Here is an 11,367-nt window from a genome sequence, read left to right as displayed (position 1 = left end):
GCCGGCGGGGGGGGAGCCTCTGACCGGCCTCATCTTTGCGGCGGCTTTCGCCGGACTGGTCGGCTATGTCGCAAGCTTCATCATCGTGCGCGTCCAGCATCTGGCGCTGATAATGATCACGCTCGGCCTCTGCTTTCTGACCTATGAACTGGCAAATTCGATGAGTTGGCTGACGGGCGGCACGGACGGCCTCCAGGGGGTCGAGACCCGGCCGATCCTCGGCGTCTTCCGCTTCGACCTGTGGGGCTACACCGCCTATGGCTACGCGCTTGCCGCGCTCTTCCTCGGCCTCGTGCTCAGCCGACGTATCGTCCATTCCTCCTTCGGTCTTTCGCTTCGAGGTATACGCGAGAATGTGAAACGCATGCCGGCGATCGGCTCGGACTATCGCGGCCACTTGCAGAAGATCTACACGATTTCGGCTGCCATGGCCGGCTGCGCGGGTGCATTGCTCACGCAGACCACCGACACTGTTTCACTCGACACGTTGAGCTTTCAGCGCTCGGCCGACGTGGTGGTGATGCTGATCCTCGGCGGCACCGGGCGTCTTTACGGGGCTGTGATCGGCGCCATCATCTTCATGGTGGCGCGCGACCAGCTCGCCGACATAAACCCGCAATATTGGTACTTCTGGATCGGGCTGCTGCTGATGATCGTCGTCCTCGTCATGCCGAAAGGCATTCTCGGCGGACTGGCGCGGCTCGTGGGCGGGCGCGATTGATGGAGACACCGCTGCCCGCCCTGCGCACCGAGGCGCTGTGCAAGAGCTTCGGCTCGCTCAAGGTGGCGCGCGACGTCACCATCGAGTTGCCACGCGGCGCGCGGCATGCGCTGATCGGCCCGAACGGCGCCGGCAAGACCACGCTGATCAACCTGATCACCGGCGAGATGCGCCCGGACTCCGGAGGCATTCTGCTCGACGGACAGGATGTGACACATGCCCCGACGATGGTGAGGGTCCGACACGGGCTGACGCGCACGTTCCAGATCAACACGCTGTTTCCCGACCTTGCACCGATCGAAGCGGTCACGCTGGCGATCTGCGAACGCGAGCGGCTGGCCGGACAGTTCTGGAAAGGCCTGACCTCCCATCGTGAGGCAATCGACGAGGGCTTCGAGATCCTGCGCCAGTTGCAGCTCGCCGAGGCCGCGACACGGCCGACGCGCACCTTGCCCTACGGCCAGCAGCGGCTGCTGGAGATCGCGCTGGCGCTCGCCACCAGGCCCAAGGTGCTGCTCCTCGACGAACCCGCTGCGGGCGTGCCGAAGGGGGAGAGTGCGGCGCTCTTCAGCGTCATCGCCGCACTCCCTGATGACATCTCAGTGCTCTTCATTGAGCACGACATGGACATCGTCTTCGGCTTCGCATCGCGCATCATAGTTATGGTTTCTGGCGGCGTGCTGCTGGAAGCCGAGCCTGCAGTCGTGCGCAGTGACCCGCGGGTTCGCGAAGTCTATCTGGGGCAAGCCAGCCATGCCTGAGCCGCTGCTCGAATTTCGTGACGTGCGCTCCGGCTATGGCGAGGCCGTCGTGCTGGACGGCGTGTCCTTTGCGCTGCCGGCGCATGGCAGCCTCGCCGTGCTCGGCCGCAATGGCGTTGGCAAGACGACGCTGCTCCTGACCGCAATGGGTTTCGTCACGCTGGCGCGCGGCTCGGTTCTGTTCAAGGGCAGGGATATCTCGCGCCTGCCGCCGCACAAGCGCGCATTGATTGGCTTGGGCTGGGTGCCGCAGGAGCGCGACATATTCCCTTCGCTGACCGTCGAGGAGAACCTGACGGTGGCATGGCGGCCCGGCCGCTGGGATATCGACGCTGTCTACGGGCTCTTCCCCCGGCTGAAGGAACGGCGTGCGAATATGGGGAACCAGCTTTCCGGCGGCGAACAGCAGATGCTGACCATCGCGCGTACCCTGATGACAAATCCCGCAGTCCTCCTGTTGGACGAGCCGCTGGAAGGGCTCGCACCCATCATCGTCGAAGAACTCACCGCTGCGATCCGCCAGATGGCCGAGGATGGAATTTCGCTTGTCCTGATTGAGCAGCATGCTGAGGTGGCGCTCAGGCTGACGAAGGAGGCGATGATGATCGAGCGTGGGATCATCGCACACCGCGCACAGTCGTCGGACCTCCTCGACAATCCCGGCATGCTGGATCGCTACCTCGGTTTGCGCCTGCAAGAGGGGTAGGCCCTCTGCAGGGCGGACGCGTCATAGCAATGGCCATAAACTTCCGCCAATGTCGCATCCAATGGCAGTTTCGAACGCAGGGAGATGGCAATGACACGTGTGGTCGTAACAGGCGGTAGCGGCAAGCTTGGCCGCGCATGCGTCAAGGATTTGCTGAGCCATGGCTACGAGGTCTTGAACGTCGACACCGTGCCGCCCGCCGCCGAAAATTGCCCCTTCGTGCAGACGGACCTGACCGATTTCGGCCAGGCATTCGAAGTTCTGGCGGGGGTCGACGACCGGCTTGGCGAGATCGAAGCGCTCGTCCATCTGGCAGCGATCCCGGCGCCCGGCAAGCAGCCGAACGCGGCAACGTTCAAGGTCAATACGCTCAGCACCTACAACGTCTTCGAGGCCGCCCGGCGCCTCAAGATCCGAAATGTCGTCTGGGCGTCGAGCGAAACGGTGCTCGGTCTTCCGTTCGACACGCCGCCGCCCTATGCCCCGGTAGACGAGGACTATGCCGGCCGGCCCGAGACCGCCTATTCGCTTTCCAAGCTGCTTGGCGAGGAAATGGCGAAGCAATTCTGCCGTTGGGATCCCGAGTTGAAGATCATCGGGCTGCGCTTCTCCAATGTCATGGAGCCTGCAGATTACGCGCGATTTCCTTCGTTCGACGCCGATGCCCGCCTTAGGAAGTGGAACCTCTGGGCCTATATCGACGCGCGGGACGCCTCGCAAGCGATTCGAAGGGCGCTCGAAGCTCCGATCAGGGGCGCCGAAATCTTCGTCATCGCCAACGCCGACACGGTGATGTCGCGGCCGAATGCGGAGCTGATGGCGGAGGTCTATCCCGGCGTGCCGCTGGCGCAAGGCGCAAGCGGCAACGAGACGCTGCTGTCGATCGAAAAGGCGAGGCGGCTTCTCGGTTACGACCCGCAACATAGCTGGCGTGGAGGCTGAGCGTTGGACGAAGCGTCAGCGTTCGGCAACTCGTCTGACCGTTGCTGCCGAACGCAGTCGAGGCTCCGCTACAGCAACTCACCGGTCCGGCCGGTGTGAACCTTCGTCCAGCCATTTGAGGTCGTCCGGCGAAAGCGAGATGTCGAGCGCCTGCAGGCTGTCGTCAAGTTCGCCAAGCGTACGCGGGCCGATGAGCGGGATGGACGGGAACGGCTGCGCCAACACATAGGCAAGCGCCACATGGATCGGGCTCTTGCCGAGCCTGGCGGCCAGTTCGATCGCGCGATCGCGGCGGCCGAAATTCTTCTCGGAATACCAGACGCGCACCAGTTCCTCGTTTTTGCGCTTGTCGCGACCGGCGCGGTCGGTGAAGAAGCCGCGGCCCTGGCTCGACCAGGCAAAGTTCGGCATCTGCCGGGCGGTGAGCCAGGCCTTCCATTCGTCGCTTGAGGATGTGACGCATCCCGGCCAGATCGGCTCCAGCATTTCGGCGAGCGAGAAATTGTTGGAGAGCGCGCCGGGCCGCTGCTTGCCGTTCCTGTCGGCATAGGCGATCGCCTCGTCCATGCGCTCGCGCGTCCAGTTGGAGCCGCCGAACGATCCGCGGATGCGGCCGGCCTTCACCTCGGCATCCATCGCGTCGACGAACTCGCCGACCGGCACATCCGGATTGTCGCGATGCATGAAGTAAATGTCGACGTAGTCGGTCTTGAGCCGATCGAGCGACTGGCTGAGCTGCTTTCCTATGACGTCGGGATAGCAGACCGGCGTATGCGCGCCCTTGCCGATGACGATGGATTGTTCGCGCACGCCGCGGTTCCTGAGCCAATCGCCCAGCAGCGCCTCGGTCTTGCCGGCGCCGTAGACGAAGGCGGTGTCGAAGACATTGCCGCCGGCCTCGTAGTAGGCGTCGAGCAGGATCGATCCTGACGAAAAGGTGCGGAAATCCTCGAAGCCGAGCGCCAGCACCGAGGCTGGGCGAGCAAGGCCGGGAATCTGGCGCTTGGGGATAGCGGTTCCATTGGGGCCGAGCTTTCGCCCGGAGATCGTGTTGATCCGCCTTTCGGCCTTTTCGACCTCGTATTCGAGCCGGACGGCCGCCCGCCATTTGTCGAGCACGGTAAGATTGCCGACGCTGTCGTCCCAGCCCATGCCCGGCCAGGCGAACTCCTGCTTTCCCGCCAGAATGGCGTCGCCCGCGGCATCGACTTCGAAGGCGTATAGCCAGCCGCTTTCGGTGACCCCGACGACCTCGCTGTCGCTGCCCGGCCGGATGATGGTGATTAAACCGGTTCCGCCTTGCTTGCCGCCGGCGAACCAGAAATCGGCGACTTCGATGCGGCCCGTAGTGCCGAAGATCCTGAGCACATTGTCCTGGTTGAGCGAAATGCTGCAGGAGACTTCCGCGACGATGCCGTTCGGGAAACGCAGCACCGCGGACGCCCATTCGTCGACGCCGGACTTGCCGAGATGGGCTGTGCCGCGGACCTTGTCCGGTTCCAGGAAACGCTGCCCGGCAGCGGCGCCGGCGATCAGCCGCGCCATCGAGACGGGATAGCCGCCGACATCGAGAATGCCGCCGCCGGCGAGTTCGTTGGAATAGAGCCGGTGTTCGGGCATGAAGCCCGGCATAGCGAAGCCGAAGCTCGACTTGATCATCCTGATATCGCCGATGACGCCGGACTTGACCAGTTCCACCAGCTTCAACGTCTGCGGATGCAGTCGGTACATGAAGGCTTCGCCTAGGAACGTGCCGGCCTTGCGCGCGGCATGGATCATCGCGTCGGCCTCGAAGGCGGTCAGCCCCATCGGCTTTTCGCAAAGCACATGCTTGCCGGCTTCGGCGGCCCTGATAGCCCATTGGGCATGGCTGGGATGCGGCGTCGCGATATAGATTGCGTTGACCTCCGGATCGCGAAGCAGTGCCTCGTAACCTTCGACGATGCGCGCGCCGGGAAAGGCCTCGGCAAGGCCGGGCTTGCGCGGGTCGCGGGTGGCGATAGCCGCCAGCCTGCCGGTCCGCGAATGGGCGACGCCGCCGGCAAACGCTTTGGCGATGTTGCCGGGCCCGAGAATGCCCCAGCGTATGGGTGGGTTGGAACTCATTTCATTCTCCTTGAAGCTTCGGGCGTGCTCGGTTGCCGCCCTAAATTGCCATGGGGTTGCTGCCAAATTCGGTCAGCGCAGCCGCAAGCCTTTTTCATCGAACAGGTACGACTTGCGTATCGAGACGGTAATCTCGGCGGCATCAGCGGCAGTCGCCGCATCGCGCTGGATGACAAGCTCCTCGCCCGCAGCTGTCGCAGCGTAGACGAAGCTCGTGCCGCCCAGATGCTCGACCACGTCGACGCTGACTGTAAGGTCGGCATCGCCCTTTCCGGCATCGCCGAAGTGTTCGGGCCGCACACCTACGGTGACATGGCTCCCCAGTTCCGGCGCCGGGCCGGTGAGCGGCTGCGCGAGACGGGTTCCGTCCTCGCCTGCAAGTTCGAGGATGACGCCTTTGTCATTCCGCTCCACGACATGTCCGCGAATGAAGTTCATCTTCGGCGAGCCGACGAATCCGGCGACGAACTGGTTGTCGGGATCGTAGTAGAGGTCGAGCGGGCGGCCGATCTGCTCGATATTGCCGGCGCGCAGCACGACGATCTTGTCGGCCAGCGTCATCGCCTCGGTCTGGTCATGCGTCACATAGATCATGGTGACGCCGAGTTCCTTGTGCAGGCGCGCGATCTCGACCCGCATCTGCACGCGCAATTCGGCGTCGAGGTTGGAGAGCGGTTCGTCGAACAGGAACACTTGCGGGTTGCGCACAATGGCGCGGCCGATGGCGACGCGCTGGCGCTGGCCGCCCGACAATTGCCGCGGCCGCCGCTGCATAAGCTCGGAAATGCGCAAGATATCGGCGGCGCGGCTGACGCGACGTTGCGTGTCGGCCTTGTCGTTGCCGGTCATGCGCAGGCCGAAGGAGAGGTTCTGTTCGACCGTCATATGCGGGTAGAGCGCGTAGGACTGGAACACCATGGCGATGCCGCGTTCGGCCGGCTCGACATCGTTGACGACCTTGCCGCCGATCACGATCTCGCCGTCCGTGATATCCTCGAGTCCGGCGATCATGCGCAGAAGGGTGGACTTGCCGCAGCCCGAGGGGCCGACGAAGACCACGAACTCGCCGTCTGCGATCTCCAGGCTGGCGCCGTGGACGACAGGCAGCGAACCGAATTTCTTGACGACGTTGTTGAGTGAAACTGCGGCCACGCGGCCCCCTCCTATTTGACCGCGCCGGCCGAGATGCCGGCGACGAAATGGCGTTGCAGGGCGACGAACAGGACCAGCATCGGCGCAGTCAGCATCACCGCGCCGGTCATGATGCCGCCCCAGGAAACCTTGGTCAGTCCGATCAGGCTGCCGAGCGCTACCGGCGCGGTCATCATGGCCGGCTTGCTGTTGATCAGCAGCGGCCACAGATAGTTGTTCCAGCTATGCAGGAAGAGAATGATCGACAGTGCGGCGACTGCCGGCCGCGCCAGCGGCAGGCCGATGAAGAGGAAGATGCGCCATTCCTTGACGCCTTCGACGCGGGCCGCGTCGAACAGTTCATGCGGCATCATCGAGAAGGTCTGGCGCATGAACAGGACGCCGAGCGAATTGAACAGCGGCGGCACGATCAGTGCGAACAAGGTGTTGTGGAGCCCGAAGTCGCGCGCCACCATGATGAATTGCGGAATGACGACGACGAAGTAAGGCAGCGTCAGGGTGCCCAAAATAGTCGCCAGAACGACGCCCTTGCCCGCGAAACGGTAGCAGGCGAGCGACCAGCCGGCCATCGAAGTCAGGGCGACGGACAGCACGGTGTAGGCAGCGGCCACCAGGATAGAGATCGTGGTCGCCCGGATAAAGCCGGTGTCGCTCTCCAGAAGATTGAAATTCTCGACAAATTGGTCGGACGGGGTGAGGATGATGTCGCGGCTGAAGATGCCGTTTTCCGGCAGGGTCGAGAAGACGAACATCATCCACAGCGGGAACAGCCAGATCAAAGCAAGCGGAAAGAGCGCCGCGTGGAGCGCGATCCCGCGCCTGCGTTCGGCGGAGGATTTGCTTCTCATTCGCGTTCCTTTCCAAGCCAGAGATTGAGGAGCGAGATGGCTATGGCGAGGGCGGTAATGGTGTAGGCGACCGCTGACGCGTAGCCGAAATTGAAGGCGCCGAAGCCTTGGCGGTAGAGAAAGAGGCCGAGCGTCTCGGTCGCCTGGCCGGGGCCGCCCCGGTTGGTGATCAGGAAAGGCTCGGAGAAGAGCTGCATCGTGCCGATTACGGAGATCACCACGCAGAGGATGATGACGGGCTTGAGCAGCGGCAGCGTGATATAGAAAAACTGCCGGACCTTCGAGACGCCGTCCAGCGTCGCGGCCTCGTAGACGTCCTCCGGTATGGATTGCAGCCCGGCAAGGATGATGATGGCGTTGTAACCCGCCCAGCGCCAGGTGAGGGCGATGATGATCACCGCCATTGCTGCATTCGGATCGGAAAGCCACGGAATGCTGGTAAGGCCGGCGGCCACAAGCATCTTGTTGATGATGCCGAATTCGTTGAACAGCAGGCGGAACATCGCAGCATAGGCTACCTCGCCGACCACCACAGGCGCAAAGAAGGCGAAGCGGAACAGGCCCCGAGCCTTCAGGATCGGCGAGTTCAGGAGGACGGCAAGCACCGTCGCCAGCGCGATCATGACCGGCACCTGGATCACCAGTATCAGCAGGGTGTTCCAGAGCGCGTTGGCGAAAGCAGGATCGACGAGCAGCCGGCCCCAGGTCATCCGGGGATTGAACGTCCAGTTCGCCGACCGGGTGTTCAGGAAAGACAGCCAGAACGAATTGGCGATCGGCCATATCCAGAACGTCAGGAAGACGAGCAGATAGGGTGTCAGGAAGGCATAGGCCGTCCGCGTGCGTAGCCGCATGATCGGATTCCAGGTGCGGTTGGATGGCCGGGCGGGCCGGCAGGCCCGCCCGATCGCGCCGTCGCTTCTATTCTGCGATCGGCAGGCCGGTAGCGCCCGCTATCTGGTTGGCTGCGTCGTCGAGCGCGGCCTTCGCGTCAGCATACTCGCCGTTCAAGTGTTTGAGCTGTACGGCGACCATGATCTTGTCGGCGTCCTGGAAAAACGGCGTGCCGCGGCTGGGCTTGACCTTGGGCAGCGTGGACAGGATGTCGACCCACACCTTCTGGCCGCCCCAATAGGGCTGTTCCGCTTTCACATACGGGTCGTCCAGCGCGCTGAGCAGCGAAGGCACTAGGCCGAACTCCTTCAGCATGGTCACCTGGCCCTCATTGGTCCCGAGCGTGTAGTTCAGATACGCCCAGGCCGCTTCCTTGTTCTCGGAGGCGGAGGTGATGGCGAGCGAGGAGCCGCCGAGATTGGCGGCGCGCGGCCCGTCGGCGGTGGCGGACGGCATCAGATAGACGCCCCATTTGCCGGCGAGGTCCGGCGAGGTCGAGCGGATGGTTCCCTCATACCAGCCGCCATACATCTGGGTCGCCACCGTGCCGGCCTTGTTGGCCTGGATCTTCTCATCCCAGGTTCCGGCAATCAGCTCGCCGGCGTCCTTCAGCGCCTTTACCTTTTCGAGGGCCGTGACGCAGCCCGGCTGGTTGATGGTGATCGATTGGGAATCACTGCTGTAATAGCCGCAGCCCTGCTCGTTGGCGATCATGCGGAAGAACTCGGCATCGCCGTTGATGTCGGCCTGGGTCATCGTCACGCCGGGATTGGCTTCCTGGATCTTCTTGCCGGCGGCAATAAAGTCGTCCCAGGTCTTAATCGTCACCGGGTCAATGCCGGCTTTTTCGTAGTAGTCTCGGCGGTAGAACATGGCGACCGGACCGGAATCCCACGGCATCGCATAGCGCTTGCCGTCGACCTCGAGTTCGGTCCGCTTGAAGTCGGGAAATTTTGCGGCGATCTCGTCGGTGTAGCCCAGCGTCGTCAGGTCCACGAAGCAATCGGGAAACTGGCTCCAGAAGATTTCCGATTCGTGGTTCTCGATCGAAAGGATGTCCGGGAGCCCGGCGCCGCCGGCGGCGCATCCCGCGAGCGTCTTGTCGAAAGTCTGCTGGTTTCCGAGGTCCTCGACGGTGACCTTCACGTCAGGGAACTGCTTGTTGAAGCCGGCGACCGTGGCCTTCAGCGAGGAGGCGGCTATGTTCCAGCTCCAGATGGTGATTTCCCCGGATTGCGCGAAGACCGGGCCGGAGCCCAGGGCAAGCATAAGCGTGGCGCATGCCAGTTTGGTACGCATGAAGTCCTCCCATTTCGTTTGCTCTCAGCGTGAGCCGGATTAGACTAGGCGGAAAAAAGGGGCTGTCCTCGACAAAGGGAAAATGGAGTTGGCGGAAAGTAAGATATCGGATAGGCCATTTTATCAGCCGGGCGCCAGCAGCGTGGAAGGCTGGCCGCTGGTCCTGCAGATGTTCCACACGCGTCCGCTGGTAATGCTCCAGCCGCATTGGCACGCGCAGGTCGAGGTCAATTTCATCGTGCGCGGTAACGTGCACTACCGCATGAACGATCACGAGATTTCCCTTTCATCGGGCGACATGTGTTTGTTCTGGGGCGGCCTGCCGCACCAGATGGACGAGGCGTCAGATGATGCCATCTATGCCGGTGCGCATCTGCCCCTGGTGCATTTCTTCCGGCTGCATCTGCCGGCCGATATCCGGCACCGCCTGATGACCGGCGCGGCCCTTGTGACGGACGCTACCGACCGATCCGACGACCACAATTTCGAGCGCTGGAACCGCTATGCGCGCTCGGGCGATCCCGTCAAAGCCCAGCACGCCGTCAACGAGCTTCTGTTGCGGCTGGAGCGAGTGCGGTTCGAGCCCTACCGGCTCGTGCCCGAAGCTTCGAACGGCGTAGATGCCGCCAGCGTCTTCGACCAGCAGTCGTCGCGCAATGTCGGGCGCATGTGCGACTTCATCGCCGAGAATTTCCTCTACGAGATCGACTCCGTCGATATCGCCGAGGCGGCCGACATCCATCCGAAATACGCGATGAACGTCTTCAAGAAATCCACCGGCATGACGCTGAACGAATACCTCAACCTGCTGCGGCTCAGCTACGCGCAGGCGCTGCTGATGAAAGAGGACGCAAATGTGCTGCGGGTCGCCATGGAAAGCGGCTTCGGCTCGCTGAGCGCCTTCAACAAATCCTTCCGGAAGCTCGCCGGAATGTCGCCATCCGATTTCCGGCGGGTGGCGGTCAGGTAGATATTCAGAACTCTGCGCGACGGGCGACGGCACATCCCCAGCCATCGGGCCAATTGTTATTGGTGTCTACGATGCCGCCGGAACGCTCGCATACATACCGGTGGTGCGAAATTCCGTCGGGCTGGCGCCGAAGAAGCGGCGGAACACCTTGGCGAAATAATTGGGGTCTTCGAAGCCGGACATGATGGCGACCTCCTTGACGGAAAGATCCGCCGTCTTGGTCAGAAGCTTGGTCGCCCGTTGCAGACGCCTGCGCATGACGAATTCCGCCGGAGGCATACCTTCGCTGGCGGCAAACACGCGGGAGAAGTGAGCGCGGCTGAGACCGGAGACCTTGGCCAGTTCCCCGACGGGGAGAGGCTGGTCCAGATTGGCCGCGATGTGATCGATTACGCACTGCATCGTGCGGTATTCCAGGCTGAGCACGGGATGCGAGCCGAATACGTCATCGAAAAGCGCCATTGCCGCCTCATAGGCTATCGCCGAGGCGCTGCCCGGGGCATCGGCGCCGCCTGATATCAAACGCAGGCTGCAATCGGCGAGATGCTCGATCGTCTCCGGCTTCAGCTTCAGGATCGGACCTGTCGTGGCAAGAATTGCCTTGTGAATGCGCAGCGCCTCGTCGCCGTTCATGGAAATCCAGAAGAATTCCCATCGACCGTTCTCTTCCAGCCAGTAGCGATGGTTGTGTGGGACGAGGACCAGAAGCGTCTCCCCCTCGCGAACCCGGTAGTTGCGGTTCTCGTATTGCAGATTGCCGGTGCCGGCGATCGTATGTTGCAACACCGTAAACGGCGTTTGCCCGCGTTTGCGGCCGTCCCAGTTGTAGCTGGCGTCCGTGCGGATTTCATAACCCGTGCTGGTCGGCATCGTATGAAGGCTGTGCCGTCCGCGCGGCAGCGAAACCGTGCGCATGCCGGGGCCGTTGTCGATCAATCTCTTGAGCACAAAATTACCCGTGAAAGCAT

At 62.8% G+C, this 11,367-nt stretch carries 11 protein-coding genes; 5 read left to right on the top strand and 6 right to left on the bottom strand.

Translation table 11 applies throughout. The annotated features are described in order from the left end of the window. The 4 genes from MAXJ12_RS16080 to MAXJ12_RS16065 form a co-directional block, all read left to right on the top strand. On the top strand, positions 1-721 hold a 721-nt coding region (locus MAXJ12_RS16080; RefSeq protein WP_008836975.1), incomplete at its 5' end, for a branched-chain amino acid ABC transporter permease. After that, entirely contained in the window at positions 721-1,482 is a 762-nt protein-coding gene (locus MAXJ12_RS16075; RefSeq protein WP_008836974.1) for an ABC transporter ATP-binding protein, read from the top strand. The genes MAXJ12_RS16080 and MAXJ12_RS16075, both read left to right, overlap by 1 nt. Then, positions 1,475-2,188: an ABC transporter ATP-binding protein gene (locus MAXJ12_RS16070; RefSeq protein WP_008836973.1), complete on the top strand. Its 714-nt coding sequence runs from the start codon at positions 1,475-1,477 to the stop codon at positions 2,186-2,188. Before MAXJ12_RS16075 ends, MAXJ12_RS16070 begins: the two co-directional genes overlap by 8 nt. Positions 2,189-2,278: 90 nt before the next feature. After that, entirely contained in the window at positions 2,279-3,130 is an 852-nt protein-coding gene (locus tag MAXJ12_RS16065) for an NAD-dependent epimerase/dehydratase family protein (protein ID WP_008836972.1), read from the top strand. Between the two features lie 78 nt (positions 3,131-3,208). Here the strand turns inward: MAXJ12_RS16065 and MAXJ12_RS16060 are convergent, their stop codons facing one another. From MAXJ12_RS16060 to MAXJ12_RS16040, 5 genes are all read right to left on the bottom strand, one after another. After that, positions 3,209-5,236 (bottom strand): aldo/keto reductase, encoded by a 2,028-nt coding sequence (locus MAXJ12_RS16060; protein WP_008836971.1) that lies wholly within the window; start codon positions 5,234-5,236, stop codon positions 3,209-3,211. A 72-nt stretch (positions 5,237-5,308) separates the two neighbouring features. Beyond that, positions 5,309-6,388: an ABC transporter ATP-binding protein gene (locus MAXJ12_RS16055; RefSeq protein ID WP_008836970.1), complete on the bottom strand. Its 1,080-nt coding sequence runs from the start codon at positions 6,386-6,388 to the stop codon at positions 5,309-5,311. A gap of 11 nt (positions 6,389-6,399) precedes the next feature. Continuing rightward, positions 6,400-7,236 carry a carbohydrate ABC transporter permease gene (locus MAXJ12_RS16050; RefSeq protein WP_008836969.1) on the bottom strand — a complete coding sequence of 279 codons (837 nt, stop codon included), beginning with the start codon at positions 7,234-7,236 and terminating at the stop codon, positions 6,400-6,402. Beyond that, positions 7,233-8,090 carry a carbohydrate ABC transporter permease gene (locus tag MAXJ12_RS16045; RefSeq protein WP_008836968.1) on the bottom strand — a complete coding sequence of 286 codons (858 nt, stop codon included), beginning with the start codon at positions 8,088-8,090 and terminating at the stop codon, positions 7,233-7,235. The genes MAXJ12_RS16050 and MAXJ12_RS16045 overlap by 4 nt, the downstream gene beginning before the upstream one ends. A gap of 67 nt (positions 8,091-8,157) precedes the next feature. Continuing rightward, on the bottom strand, positions 8,158-9,429 hold the full coding sequence (locus MAXJ12_RS16040; RefSeq protein ID WP_008836967.1) for an ABC transporter substrate-binding protein: 1,272 nt from the start codon (positions 9,427-9,429) through the stop codon (positions 8,158-8,160). 103 nt (positions 9,430-9,532) lie between these two features. Between MAXJ12_RS16040 and MAXJ12_RS16035 the strand changes: the two genes are divergently transcribed. Continuing rightward, on the top strand, positions 9,533-10,399 hold the full coding sequence (locus tag MAXJ12_RS16035) for a helix-turn-helix domain-containing protein (protein WP_040586467.1): 867 nt from the start codon (positions 9,533-9,535) through the stop codon (positions 10,397-10,399). Positions 10,400-10,465: 66 nt separating this feature from the next. On the opposite strand, the gene MAXJ12_RS16030 is transcribed toward MAXJ12_RS16035, so the two are convergent. Further along, positions 10,466-11,314, bottom strand: coding sequence for an AraC family transcriptional regulator (locus MAXJ12_RS16030; protein WP_050898834.1), 849 nt, complete (start codon positions 11,312-11,314; stop codon positions 10,466-10,468). Positions 11,315-11,367 lie beyond the last annotated feature (53 nt).

It is taken from the genome of Mesorhizobium alhagi CCNWXJ12-2 (assembly GCF_000236565.1).
In the GTDB taxonomy this organism is placed as follows: Bacteria; Pseudomonadota; Alphaproteobacteria; order Rhizobiales; family Rhizobiaceae; genus Allomesorhizobium; species Allomesorhizobium alhagi.
Note: the sequence above shows the minus strand (reverse complement) of the source record. Positions and strands in the feature narration are given on the sequence as shown.